The 24,394-nt window shown below is 44.1% G+C and carries 20 protein-coding genes and 5 pseudogenes; 10 read left to right on the top strand and 15 right to left on the bottom strand.

Going from position 1 to position 24,394, the window contains the following annotated elements; all coding sequences use genetic code 11:
* Positions 1-122: 122 nt before the first annotated feature.
* Positions 123-803, bottom strand: coding sequence for an RlmE family RNA methyltransferase (locus DXE31_RS08140; RefSeq protein ID WP_114698434.1), 681 nt, complete (start codon positions 801-803; stop codon positions 123-125).
* A 126-nt stretch (positions 804-929) separates the two neighbouring features.
* On the opposite strand from DXE31_RS08140, the gene DXE31_RS08135 reads away from it, so the two are divergent.
* Entirely contained in the window at positions 930-1,502 is a 573-nt protein-coding gene (locus DXE31_RS08135; protein WP_114698433.1) for a YhbY family RNA-binding protein, read from the top strand.
* A gap of 197 nt (positions 1,503-1,699) precedes the next feature.
* On the opposite strand, the gene greA is transcribed toward DXE31_RS08135, so the two are convergent.
* The 7 genes and pseudogenes from greA to DXE31_RS11625 form a co-directional block, all read right to left on the bottom strand.
* A complete protein-coding gene (gene greA / locus DXE31_RS08130) occupies positions 1,700-2,176 on the bottom strand; it encodes a transcription elongation factor GreA (protein ID WP_114698432.1) in 477 nt (158 codons plus the stop codon).
* Between the two features lie 58 nt (positions 2,177-2,234).
* Complete coding sequence (carB, locus tag DXE31_RS08125; RefSeq protein ID WP_114698431.1) at positions 2,235-5,498, bottom strand: carbamoyl-phosphate synthase large subunit; 3,264 nt, start codon at positions 5,496-5,498, stop codon at positions 2,235-2,237.
* Positions 5,498-6,682 (bottom strand): glutamine-hydrolyzing carbamoyl-phosphate synthase small subunit, encoded by a 1,185-nt coding sequence (gene carA, locus DXE31_RS08120; protein ID WP_114698686.1) that lies wholly within the window; start codon positions 6,680-6,682, stop codon positions 5,498-5,500. Before carA ends, carB begins: the two co-directional genes overlap by 1 nt.
* Positions 6,683-6,864: 182 nt before the next feature.
* Positions 6,865-8,615: pseudogene (locus tag DXE31_RS08115) on the bottom strand (AMP-binding protein).
* A 35-nt stretch (positions 8,616-8,650) separates the two neighbouring features.
* Positions 8,651-10,057 carry a transglycosylase SLT domain-containing protein gene (locus DXE31_RS08110; RefSeq protein WP_231969480.1) on the bottom strand — a complete coding sequence of 469 codons (1,407 nt, stop codon included), beginning with the start codon at positions 10,055-10,057 and terminating at the stop codon, positions 8,651-8,653.
* Between the two features lie 11 nt (positions 10,058-10,068).
* The gene (locus DXE31_RS11630; protein WP_231969479.1) at positions 10,069-10,470 is read right to left on the bottom strand and encodes a hydroxyacylglutathione hydrolase C-terminal domain-containing protein; all 402 of its coding nucleotides are present in this window, start codon (positions 10,468-10,470) and stop codon (positions 10,069-10,071) included.
* 47 nt (positions 10,471-10,517) lie between these two features.
* The gene (locus tag DXE31_RS11625; protein ID WP_231969478.1) at positions 10,518-10,853 is read right to left on the bottom strand and encodes an MBL fold metallo-hydrolase; all 336 of its coding nucleotides are present in this window, start codon (positions 10,851-10,853) and stop codon (positions 10,518-10,520) included.
* A gap of 54 nt (positions 10,854-10,907) precedes the next feature.
* Between DXE31_RS11625 and DXE31_RS08100 the strand changes: the two genes are divergently transcribed.
* The 5 genes and pseudogenes from DXE31_RS08100 to dnaQ all read left to right on the top strand — a co-directional run bounded on the left by DXE31_RS08100 (position 10,908) and on the right by dnaQ (position 16,720).
* Entirely contained in the window at positions 10,908-11,696 is a 789-nt protein-coding gene (locus tag DXE31_RS08100) for a class I SAM-dependent methyltransferase (protein WP_231969477.1), read from the top strand.
* A 9-nt stretch (positions 11,697-11,705) separates the two neighbouring features.
* Positions 11,706-12,158 (top strand): ribonuclease HI, encoded by a 453-nt coding sequence (gene rnhA, locus DXE31_RS08095; RefSeq protein ID WP_114698428.1) that lies wholly within the window; start codon positions 11,706-11,708, stop codon positions 12,156-12,158.
* A 417-nt stretch (positions 12,159-12,575) separates the two neighbouring features.
* The gene (locus DXE31_RS10620) at positions 12,576-12,911 is read left to right on the top strand and encodes an efflux RND transporter periplasmic adaptor subunit (RefSeq protein WP_197712210.1); all 336 of its coding nucleotides are present in this window, start codon (positions 12,576-12,578) and stop codon (positions 12,909-12,911) included.
* A 170-nt stretch (positions 12,912-13,081) separates the two neighbouring features.
* A pseudogene (locus tag DXE31_RS08085) lies at positions 13,082-16,002 on the top strand (efflux RND transporter permease subunit).
* Between the two features lie 10 nt (positions 16,003-16,012).
* On the top strand, positions 16,013-16,720 hold the full coding sequence (dnaQ, locus tag DXE31_RS08080; protein ID WP_114698685.1) for a DNA polymerase III subunit epsilon: 708 nt from the start codon (positions 16,013-16,015) through the stop codon (positions 16,718-16,720).
* On the opposite strand, the gene DXE31_RS08075 is transcribed toward dnaQ, so the two are convergent.
* The 3 genes and pseudogenes from DXE31_RS08075 to DXE31_RS09840 all read right to left on the bottom strand — a co-directional run bounded on the left by DXE31_RS08075 (position 16,717) and on the right by DXE31_RS09840 (position 20,258).
* On the bottom strand, positions 16,717-18,648 hold the full coding sequence (locus DXE31_RS08075) for an O-linked N-acetylglucosamine transferase, SPINDLY family protein (RefSeq protein WP_231969476.1): 1,932 nt from the start codon (positions 18,646-18,648) through the stop codon (positions 16,717-16,719). The two genes, dnaQ and DXE31_RS08075, sit on opposite strands and share 4 nt — an antisense overlap.
* 148 nt (positions 18,649-18,796) lie before the next feature.
* Positions 18,797-19,759: pseudogene (locus tag DXE31_RS08070) on the bottom strand (isocitrate/isopropylmalate family dehydrogenase).
* Positions 19,760-19,796: 37 nt separating this feature from the next.
* Positions 19,797-20,258 carry a SprT-like domain-containing protein gene (locus DXE31_RS09840; protein WP_174222252.1) on the bottom strand — a complete coding sequence of 154 codons (462 nt, stop codon included), beginning with the start codon at positions 20,256-20,258 and terminating at the stop codon, positions 19,797-19,799.
* Between the two features lie 547 nt (positions 20,259-20,805).
* On the opposite strand from DXE31_RS09840, the gene DXE31_RS08055 reads away from it, so the two are divergent.
* Together DXE31_RS08055 and DXE31_RS08050 are read left to right on the top strand one after the other, a co-directional pair.
* Positions 20,806-21,108: a hypothetical protein gene (locus DXE31_RS08055; RefSeq protein WP_162785477.1), complete on the top strand. Its 303-nt coding sequence runs from the start codon at positions 20,806-20,808 to the stop codon at positions 21,106-21,108.
* Positions 21,109-21,135: 27 nt separating this feature from the next.
* Positions 21,136-21,546, top strand: coding sequence for an amidase family protein (locus DXE31_RS08050; protein ID WP_114698423.1), 411 nt, complete (start codon positions 21,136-21,138; stop codon positions 21,544-21,546).
* Positions 21,547-21,554: 8 nt separating this feature from the next.
* Here the strand turns inward: DXE31_RS08050 and DXE31_RS08045 are convergent, their stop codons facing one another.
* A complete protein-coding gene (locus tag DXE31_RS08045) occupies positions 21,555-21,701 on the bottom strand; it encodes a hypothetical protein (protein WP_197712209.1) in 147 nt (48 codons plus the stop codon).
* A 181-nt stretch (positions 21,702-21,882) separates the two neighbouring features.
* A pseudogene (locus DXE31_RS10615) lies at positions 21,883-22,365 on the bottom strand (oxidoreductase).
* Between the two features lie 266 nt (positions 22,366-22,631).
* Here DXE31_RS10615 and DXE31_RS13005 point away from each other — a divergent pair.
* Both DXE31_RS13005 and DXE31_RS13000 read left to right on the top strand, forming a co-directional pair.
* Positions 22,632-22,947: pseudogene (locus tag DXE31_RS13005) on the top strand (aldehyde dehydrogenase family protein); the annotation flags it as partial.
* Between the two features lie 14 nt (positions 22,948-22,961).
* Positions 22,962-23,150, top strand: coding sequence for a hypothetical protein (locus DXE31_RS13000; RefSeq protein ID WP_415077947.1), 189 nt, complete (start codon positions 22,962-22,964; stop codon positions 23,148-23,150).
* A 72-nt stretch (positions 23,151-23,222) separates the two neighbouring features.
* Here DXE31_RS13000 and DXE31_RS08030 read toward each other — a convergent pair whose 3' ends face one another.
* Together DXE31_RS08030 and DXE31_RS08025 are read right to left on the bottom strand one after the other, a co-directional pair.
* Positions 23,223-23,711 carry a DUF1178 family protein gene (locus DXE31_RS08030; RefSeq protein ID WP_114698422.1) on the bottom strand — a complete coding sequence of 163 codons (489 nt, stop codon included), beginning with the start codon at positions 23,709-23,711 and terminating at the stop codon, positions 23,223-23,225.
* 65 nt (positions 23,712-23,776) lie between these two features.
* On the bottom strand, positions 23,777-24,376 hold the full coding sequence (locus tag DXE31_RS08025) for an NUDIX domain-containing protein (protein ID WP_114698421.1): 600 nt from the start codon (positions 24,374-24,376) through the stop codon (positions 23,777-23,779).
* Between the last annotated feature and the right edge of the window lie 18 nt (positions 24,377-24,394).

The following is a 24,394-nucleotide window of genomic DNA, read 5'->3' as shown; positions in this document are numbered from 1 at the left end:
ATTGATCCAGGAGTTAATGCGAATCGTTACCTAAGTATTTGATTCTACTACCACCCTTTTGCAAGAGCCAATGAGATATTTATTTATTAAAACCCTACTTTTTAAGGGTAATTAAGCAGCAATCATCCTGATTTAGCAGGCTTTAGGGTTCTACCCAGCAAAAATATTTCTGAAGAACGGGCTCTAGAGACCTTAGGCTTTCGAGATGCCACTGTTTTAAAGTCTTTTTTAAAGGACTCAACGATTTGGCTGTAACCACTTCCGTTGAAGCATTTAATCAGCAACGCCCCTTCAGGCTTGAGGTGAGAAACTGCAAAATCTAAGGCAATTTCTGCTAAAAAGACCATTCTGGCAGCATCAGCTACCCCAACCCCAGATAAATTAGGGGCCATATCAGATAGAACTAGGTCAACCTTACCCCCTGCTTCTTTTGGAAGAAGGGCTTCAAGCGCTGCAAGACCCTCTTCTTCGCGAAAGTCTCCCTGTATAAAGCGCACATCCGCTATATCCTCCATTGGCAGAATATCAATAGCAATAATCTGACCATCAGGTTTACCTGATTCAACATTAGGATTGGCTTTACCGAGCTCAGTCAAGCGATGACGAGCGTATTGTGACCAGCTCCCAGGCGCACTACCTAGGTCAACAATACTCATTCCCGCCTGAATGAGATGATCTTGCTCGTCTATTTCACTAAGCTTATAGACCGCTCTAGCACGATAACCCTCTTTCTGAGCCATCTTTACATAGGGATCGGTCAAATGATCCTGTAACCAACTTTTATTAAATTTATTCTTTGCCACAACTTACCCACTTTCCTTTCTTATTTTCCTGGTTTCTGCACCCTAAAGCAAAAGGAATTCAGAAAAACCAGCTTACATTCCACCTCAAGAGCTGATTTTCACAGTCAATGCTCTATCATCAAGCTCATGACTGCATTAATACTTACCCCCGCACAAAGAAAATCCCTTAAAGCAGATGCTCATGGCTTGAGTCCAGTAGTCATGGTAGGTGGAGATGGCTTAACTCCTGCGGTCATTAAAGAGGCTAAATTGGCCATTAATCATCATGGTTTAATCAAGATCCGAGTTTTTGGCGATGATCGTGAAGAGCGCATTGCTATTTATGAAGAACTCTGCGACAAATTGGATGCTGCCCCTGTTCAGCACATAGGAAAGCTACTGGCTCTGTGGAAGCCAAAGGATGTTGTAGAAGAAGCATTTAGTAACTTGGGTCGCTCAAGTAAGCAAACTAAAAAATCATTGCAAGCGCCACAAACTAAGCGCCAACCTAACCGCTGCTCTGCCTCGAATGCGTCGCCCTTTGCTCGTGCGGCTACCGTTAAATCCGCAACGCCAAAGAAAAGAGTTTGGCGCTCAGAGGCTGCTGAATCCAAGATTGGTTGGTCATCGCCCGGATATAGAAAAGCTATAGCTACTCCAGCACCGCTTAAAAAGCGTAAAGTCAGAATGAGCGGCACAAAAAAATCGCTGGGCTCTTAAGAGTGGCCATCACCATTAAGATGGTGCTGAGAAGGACGCCAATATAGGCTGTGGTTTTAAAAAGGCCTGGCACCCAAGCCAGGAACCTGTCTGTCTTAAAAAAAGAATGGAGGCTACTAAAAAGCCTACACAGATAACACTTCCAACTCAGACTCCTGAAATCAGACTAAATATTCTCTGGACTCGTTGCAAAGACATCACACGTAACGAACGGCTAGTATTTCAACCTTACGATTACCACCAGGAGCCTGAACAGCAACTACATCACCCTCTTCTTTGCTAATTAAGGCACGAGCAATTGGTGAGCTGATTGAAATCTTGCTAGCAGCAATGTCCGCCTCATCATCACCAACAATTTGATAAGTAAATTGCGTCCCGTCCTCAAGATCCTCAAGGTCTACGGTGGCGCCAAACACTACACGCCCTGACACGTCAAGAGCTGCAGGATCAATAATTTGAGCGGCAGAAAGCTTGCCCTCCAACTCTTGAATGCGTCCCTCGATAAAGCCCTGCTTTTCTTTGGCGGCATCATACTCAGCATTCTCTGAGAGGTCGCCTTGAGCGCGTGCTTCTGAAATAGCGTTAATTACAGCCGGACGCTCAATGTGCTTGAGGCGGTGCAACTCCTCCTTTAGGAGTTCTGCGCCGCGCTTTGTAATCGGGATTGTGCTCATGCTACTCACCTAACTTAAATTCTTGCGCAAAATTACGCATATGAAAGGTGATTTTAGATTAAATAAGCGCCCGATGTAAGTTTTGCAAAGAATAGACCTCAAGGGACTCGAGCTTGCCATTTTGCGAAGCAAGCAATCCATCCATAACAGCACGAGCCGCGCTGATTGTCGTGTAATACGTTACACCATTGGCCTGTGCCGAAGTGCGAATTGATCTGGAATCGGCTATTGCTGTTCGCGTCTCATCAACGGTAGTAAATACGAGCGAAATCTCCCCATTCTTGATGAAATCAACAATATGGGGACGTCCATCTTTAACCTTATTCACTACTTTTACAGGTAATCCAGCAGCCTCAATGGCTGCCGCAGTACCTTTGGTAGCAACCATCGGGAAACCCAATTGATGTAATAACTTTGCTACTTCTATTGCTTTAGGCTTATCGCTGTCCTTTACTGTCAAAAGAACGGTACCGCTCTTCGGCAACTTCACCCCAGCGCCCAACTGGGATTTAAACAAAGCTTCGCCAAAGGTTTTGCCGACTCCCATGACTTCACCAGTCGAACGCATTTCTGGCCCAAGAATGGGGTCAATTCCAGGGAATTTATTAAATGGAAATACCGCTTCCTTAACTGAAAAATAGGGTGGCCTCACTTCTGAGGTAATGCCCTGCTGAGCTAAGGATTGGCCAACCATGCAACGAGCAGCAATTTTTGCTAACTGCAAGCCTGTAGCTTTAGATACAAATGGTACAGTGCGTGATGCGCGCGGATTTACTTCAAGAACATAAATGACATCCTCGCCATCAACATTCTGAATTGCAAACTGCACATTCATCAGGCCAATCACATTTAAACCTTTGGCCATCGCTGCGGTTTGCCGCTTAATCTCTTCAACAGTTTTATCTGATAAAGAATAAGGGGGCAAAGAGCAAGCTGAATCCCCAGAGTGAACGCCGGCCTGCTCAATATGCTCCATAACGCCACCAATAAAAACAGTTATTCCATCGCTAATGCAATCGACATCACATTCAATCGCGTCGTTTAAAAAGCGATCTAATAAAACAGGTGAATCGTGCGATACCTTTACAGCTTCACGCATATAGCGCTCTAGATCACGACCATCATGGACAATTTCCATTGCGCGTCCACCTAACACATAGGATGGACGAACAACCAAGGGATAGCCAATCTCTTCAGCTAGCTTTAGCGCCTCATCTTCAGTGCGCGCTGTGCGATTGGGTGGCTGTCGCAAACCAAGATCTTGCAATAACTTTTGGAAACGCTCACGATCTTCTGCTGCATCAATCATGTCAGGTGAAGTGCCGATAATGGGCACACCATTACGCTCAAGATCCAAAGCTAACGTTAAAGGTATTTGGCCACCATATTGGACAATTACGCCCTTCGGCTTTTCTTTAGCAACAATCTCCAACACATCTTCAAGTGTTAATGGTTCAAAGTACAAGCGGTCAGACGTATCATAGTCTGTTGACACTGTTTCAGGATTGCAATTAACCATGATGGTTTCATAGCCGTCATCACGCATGGCCAAGGCAGCATGAACACAACAGTAATCAAACTCAATACCCTGACCAATGCGATTTGGGCCGCCGCCTAGCGCCATAATTTTTTCTTTAGTGGTTGGACGGGATTCACACTCGCCGTGCTCTGCTTCATAGGTTGAATACATATAGCCTGTATTGGCAGAAAATTCGGCAGCGCAAGTATCAACCCGCTTGTATACGGGCAATACTTTCAAGCGATGACGGGCGGCGCGAACAGACGCAGCATCAATACCCAGCAATTTACCTAAGCGACGATCGGAAAAACCCTTTTGCTTTACAAAGCGCAACTCAGGCGCAGTCAAACTATCGATCTTGCGTTGCTTTAATTCAGACTCAATATTAATCAATTCTTCGATTTGCTCAAGGAACCAAGGATCAACTTTGGTTTCAGCATAAATTTCATCAAGCCCCATGCCCATGCGGAAAGCATCAGCTAGATACCAAATACGGTCTGGACCAGGTTCATTAATTTCATTAATGATGTCATCAAGGTCTGTTGATACTTCATCAAGACCATCGACTCTAACCTCTAAACCACGAAGGGCTTTTTGGAAGGATTCTTGAAAGGTACGACCAATAGCCATCACCTCACCAACTGATTTCATCTGAGTGGTTAAACGAGAATCTGCTTGTGGGAACTTCTCAAATGCAAAACAAGGGATTTTGGTAACTACGTAATCAATTGAAGACTCAAAGGATGCTGGTGTAGCGCCACCAGTAAGATCATTCTTCAATTCATCTAAGGTATATCCAACAGCAAGTTTGGCCGCGATCTTAGCAATTGGAAAACCAGTTGCTTTAGAGGCTAAGGCCGATGAACGAGAGACTCGTGGATTCATCTCAATAACAATCATTCTTCCATCAATCGGATTAATAGAAAACTGTACATTTGATCCACCAGTATCGACGCCTATCTCTCTTAGAACGGCAATCGATGCATTGCGCATGATTTGATATTCTTTGTCTGTCAGAGTTTGCGCGGGAGCAACGGTAATAGAGTCCCCAGTGTGTACACCCATCGGGTCTAAATTTTCAATCGAGCAGACAATAATGCAGTTATCGCTTCGATCACGTACAACTTCCATTTCAAACTCTTTCCAACCAAGCAATGACTCTTCAATTAAGAGCTCGCGGGTTGGAGATAAATCAAGACCGCGCTTACAGATTTCTTCAAATTCCTCGCGGTTATAAGCAATACCACCGCCAGAACCACCCATAGTGAACGAAGGACGAATCACCACTGGAAAGCCTAAACTGCCAGTTTCCTTCTGGATACGCTGCTGAACTTCATGAGCTTCATCCATAGAATGCGCAATACCAGACTTTGCAGAGCCAAGACCAATTTTGGTCATGGCATCTTTAAACTTCTGACGATCTTCTGCTTTATCAATTGTCTCTGGAGATGCCCCAATCAGCTCGCAACCATATTTCTCCAGCACGCCATAGCGATGCAAATCTAAAGCGCAGTTCAGGGCTGTTTGTCCGCCCATCGTTGGCAATATCGCATCTGGCTTTTCAGTAGCAATTATTCGCTCAACCACTTCCCAAGTAGTCGGTTCGATATAGGTGACATCAGCCATCTCTGGATCAGTCATAATGGTTGCAGGATTACTGTTCACTAGAATAACTTTGTATCCCTCGTCACGCAATGCTTTACAAGCTTGTGCGCCCGAATAATCAAATTCGCAGGCTTGTCCAATCACAATTGGACCAGCGCCAATAATCAAAATGCTTTTAATGTCGCTACGCTTAGGCATTATTTGCCCTCCTTCTTGGCAGCATTCATTAGCTCCACAAATCGATCAAATAAATAGGCAATATCATGGGGACCAGGTGAGGCTTCAGGATGCCCCTGGAAGCAGAGTGCTGGCTTGTTCTTCCAAGCCAAACCCTGCAGAGAAGCATCGAATAATGAGACATGAGTTACACAAATATCATCCGGCAAGGTATTGGCATCAACAGCAAAACCATGATTTTGAGATGTAATTGCAACTCGACCAGTATCTAAATCTTTGACAGGATGGTTAGCTCCATGATGACCAAATTTCATCTTCACAGTTTTTGCACCCGCCGCAAGACCCATAATTTGATGTCCAAGGCAAATGCCAAAAGTTGGCACACCCTTCTCAATAATGTCTTTTGCAGCAGCAATTGCGTAATCGCATGGACCAGGATCTCCAGGACCATTTGAGAAGAACACTCCATCTGGATTCATAGCCAACACTTCAGAAGCGCTAGTTTGTGCGGGCACTACTGTTAATTGGCAACCACGTTCAGTAAGCATCCGCAGAATATTTCTCTTTACGCCGAAGTCGTAGGCCACAACCTTCTTTGTTGGTTTGCTCGCATCCAAAGTTTTGTAAGCTGGTTTTCCATTTGGACCATGAAGATCCCACTCTGCTTCACGCCACTCATACGTCTTCTTGGTAGTTATCACCTTTGCAAGGTCTAAGCCAGACATACCTGGAAATGCTTTTGCAAGCTCAAACGCCTTATTGCCCAAAGTCTCATAGCTATCTCCGAGATTGTCAGCAACAATAGCGCCTGACTGAGCGCCCCTGTCACGCAGAATTCTGGTGAGTTTACGTGTATCAATACCAGTAATACCAAGAACACCGGCCTTAGTAAGGTAATTATCCAAGGAGCCTTCGGAGCGAAAATTGGAAACGCGTTTAGGCAAATCCTTTACCACTAAACCAGCAGCATGTATCTGATCTGATTCAGCATCTTGCACATTAACCCCAACATTTCCAATATGAGGGTATGTCAAGGCAACAATTTGGCGTGCATAACTGGGATCGGTAATGATTTCTTGATAACCTGTTAAGGCAGTATTGAAAACAACTTCACCAGCTGTCTCGCCGGGGGCGCCGATACTGAATCCGGGAAATAAAGTACCGTCGGCGAGAGCCAACACGGCGGGAGGAAAAGAAGGAAGCAAGGGTGACAAACCATCTCCAGTCCCTGCTCCATCCGACGCTCAAAACCCTCAAAAAGACCAACCCGAGGGTATGTTTGCGGGAGGTGAGTGTCTTTAAGCGCTAGGGTAATTTAATTCGTTTCGAACCGTGAAATTATACCATTTTTGCTCGTAAACCCTTAACAACCATACCAGATTAGCTCCTATCCTAGTTTGGCTCGCCGAGCAGTTGCACCCGGGGAGCCACCTATAGAAAAATAAAGCAAAATTTGAGCCAAAACAGACTGGTCTTCCATGGTGCTAATGTCACCGGGATCTCTGCCCTTGGCTACCACCTGCAGCGCGCGACGCACAATCTTGCCAGAGCAAGTTTTAGGAAAAGCTGTAACAACATAGACTCTTCCTGGACGGGCAATTGCACCAAGAGTGCTACCTACCGTCTTCATGCATTCAGCCTCAAGCGTCGCAGTATTGGATGCATCTTATAGGTATCACAAACGCAATTGCGGCCTGACCTTTGAGGTTATCTTCAATGCCAACTACGGCTACCTCAGAGATATTTGGATGACTAGAAATACTTTCCTTAATTTCACGCGTACCCAGGCGATGTTCTGCAACGTTGATCACGTCGTCTGTACGCCCTAAGATGAAGAAGTAACCATCCTTATCTTTGATACCCCAGTCAAATGTTGAGTAAATCAACTTACCTGGGATAGTTTCCCAATAGGTACTAATAAAACGTTTATCGTCACCCCAAACAGTTTGCATACATCCTGGCGGCAATGGGCCTTCAATAGCAATAACGCCTTTCTGATCTAGGCCCAATTCCTCGGAGGTAGCCTCGTCCAGCAATTTCATGTTGTAACCGAAAGCCAGGCGAACCAAACTTATGTGGCATTACTTCAATTTCACGTTGAATGACCAACATTGGCCAGTCAGTTTCTGTCTGCCAGTAGTGATCCACAATAGGCGTATTAATCGCACCATGAACCATGAACCATGAACCATGAACCATGAACCATGAACCATGAACCATGTAGCTGTTGGCGCAGAGAACAGGACAGAGAGTAAAGGCGCATAAATGATGTAGCTGTGACCAACAACCCACCCAATATCAGATGTGCAGAACATGGTTTCACCAACATTGCCGGTAAAAATATGTTTCATCGAGGCGGCAAGCGCTACTGCATAGCCGCCTGTATCACGCTGCACACTTTTTGGTTTGCCGGTAGTACCTGATGTATACAAAATATACGAAGGATGCGTTGCATCAACCCACTCAATCGGCACTAAATCATTCAAGCGCTTCTGACATTCAGTTGCATAGCCCAAATCACGCCCGGCAACACTTGTGAATTCAGTTAAGCCACGATTCACAATCCATACCTTTTCAGGTTTGTACTCAGCCAAAGTGATTGCCTCATCAAGGAGCGGCTTATATGGCGCTGCCTTACCACCTCGAGCACCGACTTCAGCTGTAACAATTAATTTTGGTTTGGCATCATCAATACGAGATGCAAGGCTATGCAAAGCCACCGAATACGACAGAGTGGATAGCGCCAATGCGCGCGCATGCCAGCATTGCAAAACAATGCCTCTGCAATCATGGGCATATAAATTAGAACCCGATCACCCTTTTTAAGGCCATTGACTTTATAAATTGCAGCCATACGATTAACCTCTTCGTATCACTCTTTAAATGTATAAGCCTTTTCCTGGTTAGTCTCTGTGGAAATAGCCACAAGTGCAATTTGATTAGGTCGATCCTTGAGGTATCAATCCACTGCATTTTAGCAAAGTTTGGTTAAACCACCCTCAAACCATTTTGCAAATGGGGGTTGTCATAATTGAGAACTTTGTCAACTGGCTTTTCCCAGTGAATTAATTGAGCTTGCTCACCCCAAAATCCATCTGGGTCTTTAATTGAGCGTTCGTGATGTGCGTTATAGGACATGGTCAACCTGATTTCTTTTAAAAAAGTTGCTGCAATTACTGACTTGTATTCGCCCTTTTGCTAGCGCTACTGCTACTGGTTAGAGCCGCATTACCATTTTTCGCAGAGTTTGCAAGCGTTGTCGATGCGGATTTATGCTGAGAGGCAGCATTTTTTACAGAAGAATTACCCTTAGAGACTGTTGGTGCCGCACATTTCACAGGCTTAGCCCCATGCTTTGCGCCTTTTGCTGATTTGGGACATTTTGGGACAGCAGGCGCTGGCTTTTCTAAACTTAGGCTAGCGTTCTCAGCTATAGCGGTAGGAACATCACCGGGGCGACGACTTGTTTTTGGAATGATGACAGTGGAGCCGGCGCGAATACGCATTCCCTTAGGTATTCCATTGACCTCTCTGAGCGTATCAACATCTACACCCAAGGTTTTTGCAGCTTGATCAACACTTTCTGTTTTTCTGATCTGAACAGCCGTCCATGAAGACAGAGGCTTGTTGTATTGCTTTAGATGTTCTTGAAAGATTTCTGCATGGGCAAATGGCAAGAGCATCTGTTGATTGGCATTACTCAGAATGACCGGCTTATTAAATGAAGAATTTAAACTATGAAACTCGTCAGCAGGAATTTCAGCCAACTTGATTGCTAGTGCGACATCGATATCACTATCTAACTCTATTGCAACAAAATAAGGATGATTCTCGAGTTCAGGCAAAATGATGCCATACGCCTGAGGATCTAAAACAATTTGACGATATGCCATCAACTTGGGAACATAATTGCGAGTCTCACGAGGCACAGTCAAGCTCTCATAATCAATTGGCAAACCAGCGGCAGCATTTCGCTTCTGCGCTTTGGAAATATTACCGGCCCCCCAGTTGTATGCAGCCAATGCCAATTCCCAGCTACCAAATTGTTTATGTAAACGTTGCAAATAATCTAATGCTGCGTCGGTTGACTGCACGACATCACGTCGCTCGTCTCTAAATACATTTTGCGTCAGCCGAAAGGCTTTACCAGTTGCAGGCATAAACTGCCATAAACCAACAGCTTTCGCACTGGATTTAGCATTTGTTACGAATGCGCTCTCCACAAAAGGTAGAAGTGCAATTTCGGTTGGCATATTGCGGGCATGCACCTCTTGAACAATGTAAAACAAATATTTTGAGGATCTCGCCATTGAGCGATGTACGTAGGCTGGACGCGCACTTAACCAACGAACTTGTTCAATCTCCAGAGGCGTGTTCATTGCTTCCATCTGGAAGCCATCGCGAATGCGTAACCATAAATTATCCGAAGGTGCATAAATCTTACTAACAGACTGATTTTTGAGATTGACACGGGTAGCTTTAGATGACTTTGAACTGGCTTTTGTTGGAATATCGGAAGACCAATCACCCGTACTTGCACAACCACTTAGCAAAGCAGCAATGAATATTGCCGCATACATTAAACAACGCATCAGAATCGATCTTTCCAGGCGCGGATTACCGCCGGCACATGTGCTGGAGTTAGGAGATCAGCTTGGTTAGAAACCTCCTTGGCAATAGCAATGACCTCAGATTGATCGCAACGCATGAACGGATTTACCTGAAGCTCTTGACCAATAGTGGTGGGAAGAGTTGGCAAGCTTTGATCCCGTAATGCTTTAGCTCGCTCAGCCCATGAGATTAAATTCAAATTGTTGGGCTCGACAGCAAGAGCAAAATGGATATTAGATAAGGTGTATTCATGCGGGCAAAACACCAGAGTATTTTTTGGTAAGGCAGCAAACTTTGCCACTGATTCAGTCATCTGAGTTGAGGCTCCTTCGAATAAGCGACCACAACCTGATGCAAACAAGGTATCGCCACAAAAGAGCATAGATTCAACGACATTGGCTTATATATTCGCAAAATACGCGATGTGGCTTAAAGAACTTCATAAACTTTTAAGCTGATACGAAGAAGCGATTCGATTTCAATTTTATCGTTCTGCATCGCTATTTCAGTACGGCCCGAGATATTGTCACCAACCGGCCCGTAAACTGGTATGTCTGAACCTAAACACTCTAATAACTGAAGAATGCCCCCAGTATGGTCGGCATGATGATGAGTGACTAAAATTCCTTTGAGAGTCAAGCTATTTAGTTTGAGATATTCCATGGTTGACTTTGATTCACCTGGGTCAACCACTAAAGCAGATTTGCCGTCGTGTATGCACCAGATGTAGTTGTCATCAAAGGCTCGTATGGGCCAAACTTGCAATAAAGTATTCTTATCTATAAACCGATGATACCAACCCCACCCATCCCCTCTCAGATGCCACCTCCACCCTGGAGCTCATGGGAAAAGTGGCTCCAATCATCCCCGGGCCGTTATGTCTTGGGCTGGGAACAACGCTGTTTCGATCAAATTGTGGCTGATGTCTTTGGTTTTCATGCTGTACAAATCGGTCTCCCCCAGATAAATACTCTTAGCGAGAACCGGATGCCTTTGCATGCCATTTTGATGCATGCCAATGACAATCCCGCTTATGCGTCTCATTATCACTGGCGCTTAATTGAAGGCGGCCCCGCAGAGCTACCCTTCGGGAATGACACTTTAGATTTAATAGTCCTGCCTCATGTATTGGAATTTGCAGCAGATCCTCATCAAATTTTGCGTGAAGTTGATCGCGTTCTGCGCCCTGAGGGTCGTTTGATCATTTCCGGCTTCAATCCAGCCAGTTTGTGGGGTGCTAGACAGTATTTAAGTAGATTAATTGGTAGCCCCTACCTTCCCAGAGATGGGCAATTCATTGGTCTTTTGCGGATTAAAGATTGGCTAAAGCTACTAAACTTCTCTCTAGATAGAGGCCATTTTGGTTGCTATAAATTTCCATTACAGAGCGAATCAGCAATGCGGAAGATGGAATTTTTGGAAAAAATGGGGAATCGCTGGTGGCCTATTTTTGGGGCGGTATTTTTAGTCTCCGCAATCAAACGCCAACAAGGCATTCGCCTAATTGGCCCTGCGTCATTAGCCAGAATCCCCGCCTTAAAACCACTGAGTCCTGCGGCCGAAAGAGCCCATATTCAGAAACCTATTCAGCGCATCAATAGGATGTAAATTACAAATATGCCTCATTCAAAACACCCACATATCGTGATTTATACCGATGGCGCCTGCAAAGGAAACCCGGGCCCTGGAGGCTGGGGAGCGGTATTGCGTTCTGGTAACCATGAAAAACAGATACATGGCGGTGAAAAGCTTACTACCAATAACCGCATGGAAATATGTGCTGTTATTTTTGCTTTAAAAGCACTAAAACAGCCTAGCACAGTTGAGCTGTGGACCGACTCCCAATATGTTCAAAAAGGGGTAACAGAATGGCTTGACGGATGGAAGAAAAGAGGCTGGAAAACTGCTAATAAAGAGCCTGTCAAAAATGCTGATTTGTGGCAAGAGCTAGACTCTCTCCTTCCAGACCACAATCTTTCTTGGCATTGGGTTAGAGGTCACAACGGCCATCCCGGAAATGAGCTCGCAGACCGGTTGGCAAATAAAGGCGTCGAAGAGTGTTTACCCTAGGCTTGAAACACAGAGCCAAAGGACACCCGATTTTTAGACATCGGGTGAGAGAATGAATCTGCCTTAGAGGCCCTTAAACCTGTGCTAAACCCAGATAAAACAAGAAAACGAGGCTGTGTCAAAAATAAATTGTCACCATTTTTGAGTAACCTCAAAAATATCGATTACGTCTCAATTAAAACTTTTGTGAAGCGTTTCAAATGGCGAATTCTGCTTGTACTGATTCTGCTATACGCTGGCTCTAAGACATACGACTATTTCTTCCCTGCTAGTAAGACATCCGGTGGCCCTCAAACGATCACAAGTATGGTGGCGGAAAAAAGGATATTCCACTAATTATCAAATCTACCGGTACCATTATTTCGAGTAGTATTGTGGATATACGACCCATGGTGACCAATACGATCAGCAAAATTCATGTCAAGGATGGTAGAGACCAGTCTTGCTAACGCAACATCAGCTCAAGCCTCAGCTCGTGCTGCTGAGGTCCAACTTTCCTTTGATTACATCAGGCTCCCTATTGATGGTCGGGCAGGTATTGTGAATGTATTCCCCGGATCTTTAGTTCAAGCCAGCAATATTGTTTCAACTCCCACCAGTTCTACAACAACCGCAAGCGTAGGCTCGATGCTCACTATTACCAAATTAAATCCAATTAATGTTCAATTTGTTATTCCAGAAAAGCATATTCCCATCATGCTAGGGAATCAGCTTGATGGGGAAGCAATGACGGTGAATATGGTTGGGGGATAGCAGTAAAAAACATATGAATATCAAGGCAACTCCGTCATTACTGGCATAGAAGCAAGAGATCGAGTGGTGGTAGAAGGTAAGCAGAACTTACGGAATGACAACAAAGTACGGGAGTCCAAGCAAGGAAAAGGTAGTGCAACAAGTAACAATACTTCAGCAACCGAGAAAACATGACGCTCTCTGAGTTATGCATCAGACGGCACCGTAATGACGGTGCTCCCTTCTATTGCTACGGTGATCGCAGGAAGTGTGGCGTATTTCAAAATTTCAGTTGCAGCCCTTCCTAGTTTCAATACACCAATCATTTCGATTTCCGCCAGTCTCCCTGGAGCTGCTCCAGAAAACATGGCCTCTGCAGTTGCTCTTTCCCTAGAAAAAGAATTTGCAACCATTGATGGTATTAAGGTTATCAGCTCGACAAATACCCTAGGCTCAACTAGCATCACTCTTGAATTTAATAATGATCGGGACATTGATCAAGCAGCAGTAGATGTACAGGCAGCCCTTTTGCGCGCTCAAAGACGTCATTCCAATAGAAATGACTAACCCTCCTCCTGCATACAGGAAAATGAATCTGGCTGATACGCCGGTTTTGATTGTAAGAATGGGTTCTCCATCGATCATCTCTTTCAGAGATGAATGACTATGCTGAAAATCTAATGGCGCCTAATTTATCGACTATTACAGGAGTGTCCCAAGTTTCTGTATACGGTGCCAAGCGTTATGCAGTGAGGGTGAGTGTTCAGTCTGATGCTTTGGAAAATCGCAACCTCACCATGGATGAGGTTGCTGCAGAGCGATAAATAAAGCAAATACCAATAGCCCTGTCGGCACTTTAGATGGTCCACGGCAATTAATCACGGTTTATGCAAACCCACAGCTTATTAAGGCTGAAGAATTTGGCAATCTCATCATTGCCCAGCGCAATGGTTGCCCTATTTATTTAAAAGATGTTGCCGATTTCCAGGAAAGCTATGACGATGTGAAAACATTTGCCTCCCCCAAAAGGGGCAAGATCAATAGCGATTGGCATTAATAGGCAACCTAACGCAATCACTGTTGAAGTGGTAGCGGCCATTAAAAAATTACTTCCGTCTTTAAAAGCTCAAATGCCAGAGCCGATTCGGTTCACTCTTGTGAACGATCGCTCCCTTTCCATTATTGAATCTATCCATGACGTCAAGATCACTCTAGTCTTGACCATAGCACTAGTCGTATTGGTAATTTTTTTATTCTTAAAGCATTTATCTGACACCATCATTTCATCTATCAGTTTGCCTATCTCGCTGATAGGCGCCTTTTTTGTCTTTTATTTTTTTGGATATAGCCTAGACAATATCTCCTTACTTGGAATAACTTTGGCAGCTGGGTTTGTTGTTGATGATGCGATTGTTGTTCTTGAGAACATCATGCGCTATGTTGAGCAAGGTATGGATCCATTAAAGGCTGCACTTAAAGGTAGCAAAGAAGTGGGCTTTACGATTGCCTCCATTTCATTATCTTTGATTGCAGTTTTTATTCCGCTATTTTTTATGGCTGGGCCGATTGGACTTTTGCTTAGAGGATTTGCGGTAGTTGTGACTCTTTCCATTCTAGTATCAGCCGTAGTCTCATTAACGATAGTGCCCATGTTATGCAGTCGATATTTGCCTAAGCCAGGACATCAGATCAAGGAGCATGCAATTACCAAGAAGTTTGACCGACTTTTTGATTGGACATTATTGCGAGTTTTGTTGCAACGATTCTTTTGTTTGTCTACAGCCCCAAAGGTTTCTTTCCTGCAGAAGATATCGGACAACTGCGCATTACTGTTGCGGTCTCAGAAGAGACTTCATTTAAAACGATGATTGCATTACAAGATCAGGCAGCGAGTGATCCCAACGTAGAAACATCTATTTCGATTCTGGGTAGCGGACAAAGAGCTCGGGGCGCAATACAGGACGATTCTTCATCATCCTCAAGCCCAAAGGTGAACGCTAAAAGATGAGCAAGGTAATGGAAGGACTACGAGCTAAATTTAGAGAGGTCCCGGGTATTCAGGTATATATGAGACCAGTTCAACATCTTCAGTTGGGCAGTCGGAGCAGTAAAAGTCGCGATCAGTTTACCCCGCAAAGCGTTGGTTTCGAAGGCGTCAATGAATGGGCTGATAAGTTGCTCGAGAAAATGCGGGCTGATCCCATCTTTAGAGCTGTGACAAGTGATTCACAGCTTAAGGGATTAAATGTCAAAATTGAAATCGATCGTGAAAAAGCGTCTAGCGCCGGAGTAACCATTGCAGATATCCGTACCGCCCTCTATTCTTCGTTTGGAGAGCGTCAGGTTTCTGCAATTTCTACCCCCGTCAATACCTGCTATGTTATATTGGAATCTGCAGAAGATGATCGCCTCTTTGAGACTGACTTAAATAACGTCTATCTACGCGGTAGAGCCACAGATAAACTAATTCCATTAGCTAGTTTGGCCAGCTTCGTACGCACTATTGGCCCTACTGCCGTAAATCATCCAGGTCAAATTCCTGCAGCGACCATTTCGTTTAACTTGGCTCCTGATGTCTTTCTGGGAAACGCAAGCAAAGCGATAGACCGGTTTGTAAAAGAAGTGGATGTACCGCCTGCGATTATTACAAGCTATGGGGCGTTGACGCAGAAGTCTTTAAGGATAACCAATCAGGTCAAGTAATCTTGCTTTTGCCGGCACTAGCTGTTCTCTATATATTGCTAGGTGTCTTGTACGAAAGCTATATGCATCCCTTACTCTTGTTGCCGGCTTACCTTCTGCGGCAATTGGTATCCTACTGTTGATTGGTATTATGCAAAAGAATGCCATTTTGATGATTGACTTTGCGTTAGATGCCCAACACAATCAAGGTATGACACCAGAAAAAGCAATTCATGATGACTACGATCGCTGCTTAATGGGCGCCCTTCCTATTATTGCCCTAGGTCTTGGTGCAGGAGCAGAGCTACGTCAGCCGCTTGGCCTCAGTTTGTTACCCGGATCATTACACCAGCATATCTATCTATACTTAGATAGATATGCTGGTAATGGACCCTTAGAAATTCCTCCATCTGTTTTAGAAGGCACTTAAATTCGTGAACTTGCGTCAAGTTATTCTCGATACTGAAACTACAGGCTTAAATCCTGCAACTGGCGATCGTATTATTGAAATTGGTTGTGTTGAGATGGTAGGGCGACGTTTAACCGATAGAACCTTTCATTACTACATCAATCCAGAACGCGATATCGATGCTGGTGCATTTACAGTGCATGGGCTATCTAGGGAGTTTTTATCGGATAAGCCGGTATTTGCTAATATCGTAGAGCAATTGATTGTGTTTGTAGATGGTGCAGAAGTCATAATCCACAATGCTGCCTTTGACTTAGGATTTTTGGATAACGAATTTGCCCTTTTAAAGCGCCCTCCATTTCGCAATCTTGCTGCAAAAATTACCGATACATTGCTTGATGCCCGCCAGATGTTTCCAGGCAAAAGAAATTCTCTAGATGCATTATGTGAGCGCTTTGCAATTAGCAATAAACATCGGACGCTCCATGGCGCCCTATTGGATGCCCAGCTCCTAGCTGAAGTCTATGTCGCCATGACGCGTGGACAGGAAGATCTATCGATTGATTTGATCGATTACACTGTCGGGGCTGACTCATATGGGCATTCCAGGCCCTTACCGACCAACCTAAAGGTGTTAGTTGCCTCTAATGAGGATCTTCAGCATCATCAAAAGATTCTTGCTGAAATCGCCAAAACTACAAAACAAGATTCTGTCTGGAAAATAGGCGCCTCAACTTAAACATGCCTTTCTAAAGTCGAAATATAAAGCGCCTCTAAGTCAGAAACATATTTCTTGGTATCAAAAAGTGGTGTGTTTTGCCTATTCGCCTCAAGCTTTAATCTCAATGATTTCAACAGCTCTGGATGCTCAGCTAGCTCCTTTGCCTTAGAGAAATACTGCTCTACAGATTGGGTAATTAACTCTGGAAGACCCATTGCAGTTAGCTGACTCGCAGCAACCCTACTAGCAAATGTATTTCCTCGTAATGTCAAAACTGGCACACCAGCCCATAACGAATCTGCAGCAGTGGTATGAGCATTAAAATAAAATGTATCAAGAAATAGATCTGCTAATCGTAAGCGACTAAGATGATCAACTCGCCTATCCTCACGAGTTGCAAAAATTACTCTACTTGGATCTATGTCATTATTATGCGCATGTTGACGAAGATTATTCATCGCCAATAGAGAAGTTTTACTGAGCCATAAAATACTTTCAGGAATCTGTTTTAGTAATTTCATCCATACATTAAAAATACCAGGGGATATCTTATATGGATGATTAAAGCAAGAGAAAATAACACCTGTTTCAGGCAACCCCTGACTTGCTCTTGTTGGCAGCTCGCCAAAATCGCCTAATTGAATTAAGGAATCTGCCGGAAAAAAAGAGTTGGGTAAATAAAGCACCTCTTCAGTGAAGAGGGTCTGGTCTTCCTGTGGAATTACAATCGGATCAGCAATAAGATACTGGTAAAAATCTGCCCCTGAAGTACCGGCATAGCCCAAATAACCCACTTGCACTGGGGCTATCTTTCTTGCAAATAAGGCCGTTCGAGCACCTGCAGTTCGTCCGTTAAGGTCTATTGCGATATCAATTTCATGCTCAAGGATTAGCTTCCGAGCTTCTTGATCTGTCATGCTAAAAAGATTGCAAGAATGATCAAATATTTTGAGCAAACGACTTTCTAATTCATCACCTGTTTTTTTATTTAGCCAGTATCCATTTATCTCAAAACGTGATCGATCGTGCAGTTCAATCAAATTTTCCATCAATATCCCAACTGGATGTTCTTTAAAATCACTTGAAAAATACCCTATTCGAATCTTACGATTTTCAATTGCCTGTAAATTAGGAAAACCATAGGTCTCAGATAACGCGACTCGTGCTCGAATATACGTTTGAGCAGCTTGTTTTTGCATTGCCAATGAAGCTGACGTTTGCAATAGTATAAAAGGTTCAATTGCTTCATTGCCCTGGGAAACTAATTCGATTCCCTTGATTGCTAGAGGTTCACTTTTTTCCCAATCACATACATTTCGGTAGGCGTTAAATAAATGGCCAATTAAAAAGGGGTGATCAGGAACAAGATCGTATGCTTTTTGATAGCTTACGATGGATTGCTGTCCCAACTTAAGTTCCTGTAAGGCGTTTCCATGATTGGACCAAGCCTCTCCATAAAGTGGATTTAATTCAAGCGCCTTCTCATGCTTTAATCGAGATTCTTCAAGACGACCTAAATCAAATAATGCATTGCCATAATTGGTCCAGGTTTCTGGATAGTTAGGGTTATATTTGAGCGCTGTTTCGTAGTATTCAATCGCTTTGCCAGGATAGCCTTGCTCTGACCATAAGTTGCCGTAATTTGACCAAACCAAATAGTAGGTAGGATCCAGTGCAATAGCTTTGTCATAACAAGCGGCAGCGAGATCAAATTGACGCAACTTTCCATGCGTGGTTCCCTTGTCGGTCAGAATCTGGCTATTATTTGGAGCAATTCGATTCAGTTTCTCAAAGGTTTTAATTGCTTCTTCGTATAGCTTTGAACCAAATTGGGCCCTTGCCAAATTAGTCAATAACTCGGGATTTTTAGGGGCTAGAGCTGCCGCCTTAGCAAGAGGCTCTATAGCTTTAACTACAGCTCCTCGAATGGCTAATGTTAAACCCAATATTTGTAATGCAACTACGTCTTTTGGGTTAATGCACAATATTGATTGAGCTAGTCGATCTGCGACATCAAAGTTTTGCTTTTCGAATTCAACCAGCATTTGCTGGAACAACGCATTATAGGGTTGAGCCATCTAATAAAACAAGCAACTAAATAGCTGCTGCAATCGCTTTACCTAGATTGTCAGTTTTTGCATTTCCTCCCAGATCTGGAGTTAATGATGTATGACCTGGGCCTGATCCCAGAACATTTTCGATAGCAGTAAAGATTGCTTTGCTAGCTTCCGGATAGCCTAAGTGATCAAGCATCATCGCTCCACTCCAAATTTGACCAATTGGATTGGCAATCATTTTCCCATAGATATCAGGTGCAGATCCGTGAACAGGCGGAAAGAGTGAAGGAAACTTTCCTTCTGGATTAATGCTACCGGATGGTGCTACTGCAATGGTCCCTGTACATGCTGGTCCTAAATCTGAAAGGATATCCCAAAATAAGTTGCTAGCAGCAACCACATCAAAGCGCTCTGGATTCATCACGAAGTGTGCCGCCAAAATATCAATGTGATACTTATCCGCCCTCACATCGGAAACTTTCTTTGACATTGCTTCAACACGCTCATCCCAGTACGGCATTGTGATAGCGATGCCATTAGATTTTGTTGCAGAAATTAAATGCTTCTTAGGTCGGCTTTGAGCCAAATCAAATGCAACTTGCAAAATACGATCAACGCTTTGCCTTGTAAAAATCGATTCTTGAATCACGATGTCGCGATCAGTATCCGGGAACATTTTTCCACCAACACTAGAGTATTCACCTTCTGCATTCTCACGAACAACGAAGAAATGAATATCTCCGGGTTTACGGTTTGCCAATGGACATGGAACGCCTGGTAAAAGTCATACCGGACGCAAATTGACAGACTGGTCAAAGCCACGTCGGAACTGAATCAAGCCACCCCATAAAGAGACATGATCAGGAAGAACATCTGGCATGCCTACGGCCCCAAAGTAAATAGCGTCGTACTTCATTAAAGTATTGAACCAATCATCTGGCATACGAATATTGTCCTTAGGGCAAATTGGAGCGCCGTAACTTGCCCATTTTTTGAGCAATGTAACTTCGCATTCACATTGTCCGCATTTCGCCTTGCTACGACTTGCATTGCTGGGTCTTGGTGGAGGGAAAACAATCGCTTGATGTGTGAATATGGGCCCAAAACTCTTGGCTGATCATCATGAGCTTAACTGTCAACTCTTCCGTGGCGTGAGCCATCCTAGCTGGACCTTCTAGTCCAACTGTTTGAGCAATCCCTTTGAAATCCTCTCCATGACCACTAAAACAATCATCAACCGCATGGCACAGTTCATGCACCAATGTATCTAATAATTGAATGGGCTCATCTAATGTAAGAGATATAAAGATCTCATTCGCGCCACCACCAGAACGTTCACGAGGCCCACACTGCCCTAGGGTCGTTCTGGGGCTGCTAGATGCCGGAAAACCGCAGGATACCCTGACTGGAGGAATTGCATAGCCTGTCTTTGAAAAAACGGGCTCTAGGTGTCTTACCGCATCCTCAAGCCATGTTTCACGTACTGTATGTTGCTTCATCTAATTCAACTTTAATCAAAATTCTGGGACAGAATACTCAAATTGCGATCATACGCCACCCTAAGTAGAATGAGCGTATAAAAGATTTAGAGAGTCTCAGCGCTACCCAAACCCTTAATAACGCCCTCTCCAAAAGAGAAATCAAGGCCAGAGATTTATTGCTATCTTGTTTGGACCGAATTGGGCAAAAAGAGAGCTTGGTTAGTGCATGATGGGGACAAGCCCAGGTAAAGAAAACGCTCTTTCTCGTGCAAATCAGCTTGATAGAGACTCTTTTCAAGGTTTGTTTTATGGCTTTTGCCAATCGGCATCAAAGACCTCTTTGCCAACCTCATTTGGATCCCCAAAATTCATAAAGATCATTACCCTGTTGCAGATGCTGTATCCGTAGCCCTGATGCGGCAAGCCGGTGGAATTATTTTAGGTCAAACAGTTACTACTGAGTTTGTATCCTTTAAAAGTGGTCCTACTACTAACCCGCATAACTTCAAGCATACCCCCCACAAGAGGCTCCTCAAGCAGCTCAACCGCAGCTGTGGCAGATTTTATGGTTCCCTTCAGCTTATTGCGGGGTTGTGGGCTACAAACCAAGTTTTGGCAAGATTATACTCTCGGTTGCTTTGCTAGGACGATTGAAGATGTGGAACTGGGTGCTGCTGTGATGAGTGGCGATCACCAACTAGCCAGAGTTGAATTAATACACAATAAGCCGCGCATCGGGATTTGCAAAACAAATCATTGGGCTTTTGCTCAACAGGAATCTGTAACAGTTATTGCTGTTGCCCGCTATGCTGCAGAGGCAATATCCAAAGGCGTTGTAGCCGATGTGCAACTGCCTAAGTCAAGCTAAGCGCTGACATTAGCGCAAACATGCATTATGCTTTCAGAGACATCACGAAGCTTTGTCTTTGAACGTCAACACTTTGCAAAAAAATTAAGCGCCCAATTTTTTAAATCATTCATCGAGGGCACAGAAATCAGCTACAAACAATATGCAGCCGATTTCACTCTGACAAACAATACGAAAGCTTCACTATCAGAAGTTTTCAATATGTTCGATATCCTAATTGCGCCTAGTATTCAGGAAGGTACTGGCAATCCAATCTTTTGTAGAGACTGGACTTTATTGGGGCCACCTTGTCTAAACGTCACTGTCAGTACTGACCCGAATGGCCTGCCTGTAGGTGTACAGTTGATTGCAGGCCCAGGACAAGATCGACTTCTTCTGAGTGTAACAAGATCATTTGTATTGGCACTGCCTGACCCCGTATTACGAGATCAGACCTAAAACCATGATTAGTCCAAAGTAATTTTTGCCGCTTTAATCGACTTACGCCAGAATGGAAGTTCTTTTTTAACCAACGCATCGGTTTGCGCTGGAGTCAAATAGCGCAACTCAACACCAGCTGCATCAGATCGATCATTAATTTCAGGTAACGCCAAACTCTGTTTAACTCACTTTTGGTAATCCCAATTTATCTTTCACTATCTTTGCAAATGGCACCTGATATTTTGGGCCAATCGCAATTTGCTATTTTGGCGAGATTCCGCCTGATGAAAGATGGACAAAGTCACAACCCAAGGGCTTGAAGCGCGTAGTGAACTCAGCAGTCTCTTCTGGTGTCTAGCCACCCTGCATCCAATCACTTGCAGAAATTCGGATTCCGAGCACACCCTGATAGGCATTTCTTACTGCTGCAAATAACTCCAATGAAAAACGAATTCGGTTTTCAAATGATCCGCCATATTCATCATTACGTTGATTTGCAATTGGTGATAAAAATTAATGTAGCAAATAACCATGTGCGCCATGAAGTTCAATGCCATCAATACCAATGCGATCGGCACGTTTAGCTGATGAAACAAAGTCTGCTATGAGCTTTTCTAATTCTTCTTTTGTCAGCTCGTGGTGTGGCACATGCTCTCCCTCTAATTGCGGAATTGCTGCAGGCGCTAAAGTTTCCCATTCACCCTCTTCATTTGAAAGTAACTGTCCTCCATCATCCCAGGGCGTTGCACGCGAAGCCTTTCGTCCAGCATGCGCAAGCTGAATAAAAACAGGCGTTGCTGGAGCCAAGGAACGAGCACGAGTTAGCTTATCCTTCACGGCCCTCTCAAAAGCCCTAGACACGCCGGCGTGATACGCGCTTCTGGACTAACACCAGTAGCCTCAATAATGAATAATGCCGCGCCGCTGTTAAGCAAGTTACCCCAATGCATTAGATGCCAGTCGGTTGCTTCACCATTTTTCGCTGAATACTGACACATGGGCGCGACCACAATACGGTTCGCTAGTTCTAGGGGCCATCGCGGGGAGTGCAGGGTATAGCTTGTAACTAAAAGACTCATGTAATACCTTTAACAGCCTAAATTAAGTACCTAGAACTTTTAAATGATAATCGCGATGAATTAGCCGCAATTATCACTGCAGAGCATGGCAAGGTACTTACGGACGCTCAGGGTGAAGTTACCCGCGGCATTGAACTTGTTGAATTTGCTACCGGTATCCCTGAATTGCTAAAAGGTGACTACACTCGAACGGGTCTCTACCGATCTTGATAACTGGGTGATGCGCCAGCCATTAGGCGTAGTTGCTGGTATCACGCCTTTTAACTTTCCAGTCATGGTGCCGATGTGGATGTTCCCAATGGCAATTGCGTGTGGTAATACCTTTATCTTAAAACCCAGCCTCAACCGATCCCTGTGAGGCAGGTTGGTATCAACGTACCCATTCCAGTTCCAATGGCCTGGCATGGCTTTGGTGGTTGGAAAAAGTCTATCTTTGGTGATTTGCACGCTTATGGCAAAGAAGGTGTGCTGTTATACGTTATGCAGCGCTGGCCCGAAAGCATCACTAAAGGTGTCGAATTTGTTATGCCTACTTCAAAGTAATTTATGAAAATTGCATTATAAAAGCGATCCAAGGATCGCTTTTATATTACATTTGAAAATTAGACTACTTAATTATTGAAGTGTATTTTTTAAGGCTGGAAGCATTGGCATCGACAACACATCAATACCCTCCTCTCTTAAGGCCTCTGCTTCATCTAAAGTTGTTTGACCACGAATACTTCTCTCTGGTGATTCTTTGTAATGGATCCTTCTAGCCTCATCAGCAAAAGTATCGCCAACGTCCTCTGAGCAACCCATTAACTCACGTATTCCCTTTAAAAAGGCTGCCTGTACTTGCGCCTCTACGTGAGAGTGATCGCTACTACCAGCGAGTGCGACTACGCCGCCACTTGAAGTATCGGCATCAGCTTTGGAAGTAGCTAATTGAGCTAAAGAAGATTTCCCAATATGCGGGGCAGAAGGCATACGAGAAATTTCTGTGCTGTCGCAAACAGGGCATGCAAGCATCCCCTTATCTTGTTGAGCAAGACAATCCTCTTCAGAAGCAAACCAACCCTCAAAGCGATGGTCCAATGGGCAAGCTAGGTTATAAACTTTCATAAAACTGGTATGGGGTCAAAAACAATAAATTCGATACCCCTATTTTAATCGGGTTTAATAAACAACTAAGTGATTGGCTTGGGACGCACTAATCCACGGCGATATCGATCCAGCCAATAGGCAGAAATAGTAGTTTTTATGTCTGTTATCTCACCCTCTTCAACCCATACCAATAATTGATCTATGGATGCAGCAAAGACATCTAAGAACTCTTCTTCATCTAGGTGACTTTTACCAGGCACCAATGCCTCTGCAAGATAAATGTCGATAAATTCAGTTGAGTACGATATGACTGGATGAATGCGACGGATATAACTCCATTTTTTTGCTGTGTATCCAGTCTCTTCTTCTAGTTCGCGCTTTGCACAAACTAAATGATCCTCGCTAGGATCTAACTTTCCCGCAGGGATTTCTAAACAAGCTTTCGCTATCGGATAACGATATTGCCTTTCCATGAGTACGCGACCATCATCCAAAATTGCGACAATCGCTACTGCACCGGGATGCGTTAAATACTCCCGTATTGCCTGCTCGCCATTTGGCAGAGCAATTTTGTCGCGCTTCATGGTTAGAAAAATGCCGCCATAGATATCTTCACCGGAAATTCGCTCCTCTTTCAAATGAGCGTCTCCTGTTGGAAGCTGTTCAAACGATTTTTCTGTCATGGGTCTAATTTAACGATT

The organism is Polynucleobacter necessarius (assembly GCF_900095185.1).
Taxonomy (GTDB): Bacteria; Pseudomonadota; Gammaproteobacteria; order Burkholderiales; family Burkholderiaceae; genus Polynucleobacter.
Note: the sequence above shows the minus strand (reverse complement) of the source record. Positions and strands in the feature narration are given on the sequence as shown.

What these genes read in the sequence shown, in the direction of transcription:
- DXE31_RS08135 (WP_114698433.1), top strand. Translation starts at nt 930, where the DNA reads ATGACTGCATTAATACTTACCCCCGCACAAAGAAAATCCCTTAAAGCA.
- greA (WP_114698432.1), bottom strand. Translation starts at nt 2,176, where the DNA reads ATGAGCACAATCCCGATTACAAAGCGCGGCGCAGAACTCCTAAAGGAG.
- carB (WP_114698431.1), bottom strand. Translation starts at nt 5,498, where the DNA reads ATGCCTAAGCGTAGCGACATTAAAAGCATTTTGATTATTGGCGCTGGT.
- DXE31_RS08110 (WP_231969480.1), bottom strand. Translation starts at nt 10,057, where the DNA reads ATGTATGCGGCAATATTCATTGCTGCTTTGCTAAGTGGTTGTGCAAGT.
- DXE31_RS11630 (WP_231969479.1), bottom strand. Translation starts at nt 10,470, where the DNA reads ATGCTCTTTTGTGGCGATACCTTGTTTGCATCAGGTTGTGGTCGCTTA.
- DXE31_RS08100 (WP_231969477.1), top strand. Translation starts at nt 10,908, where the DNA reads ATGCCACCTCCACCCTGGAGCTCATGGGAAAAGTGGCTCCAATCATCC.
- rnhA (WP_114698428.1), top strand. Translation starts at nt 11,706, where the DNA reads ATGCCTCATTCAAAACACCCACATATCGTGATTTATACCGATGGCGCC.
- DXE31_RS10620 (WP_197712210.1), top strand. Translation starts at nt 12,576, where the DNA reads ATGTCAAGGATGGTAGAGACCAGTCTTGCTAACGCAACATCAGCTCAA.
- DXE31_RS09840 (WP_174222252.1), bottom strand. Translation starts at nt 20,258, where the DNA reads ATGAAGCAACATACAGTACGTGAAACATGGCTTGAGGATGCGGTAAGA.
- DXE31_RS08055 (WP_162785477.1), top strand. Translation starts at nt 20,806, where the DNA reads ATGGTTCCCTTCAGCTTATTGCGGGGTTGTGGGCTACAAACCAAGTTT.
- DXE31_RS08050 (WP_114698423.1), top strand. Translation starts at nt 21,136, where the DNA reads ATGCTTTCAGAGACATCACGAAGCTTTGTCTTTGAACGTCAACACTTT.
- DXE31_RS08030 (WP_114698422.1), bottom strand. Translation starts at nt 23,711, where the DNA reads ATGAAAGTTTATAACCTAGCTTGCCCATTGGACCATCGCTTTGAGGGT.
- DXE31_RS08025 (WP_114698421.1), bottom strand. Translation starts at nt 24,376, where the DNA reads ATGACAGAAAAATCGTTTGAACAGCTTCCAACAGGAGACGCTCATTTG.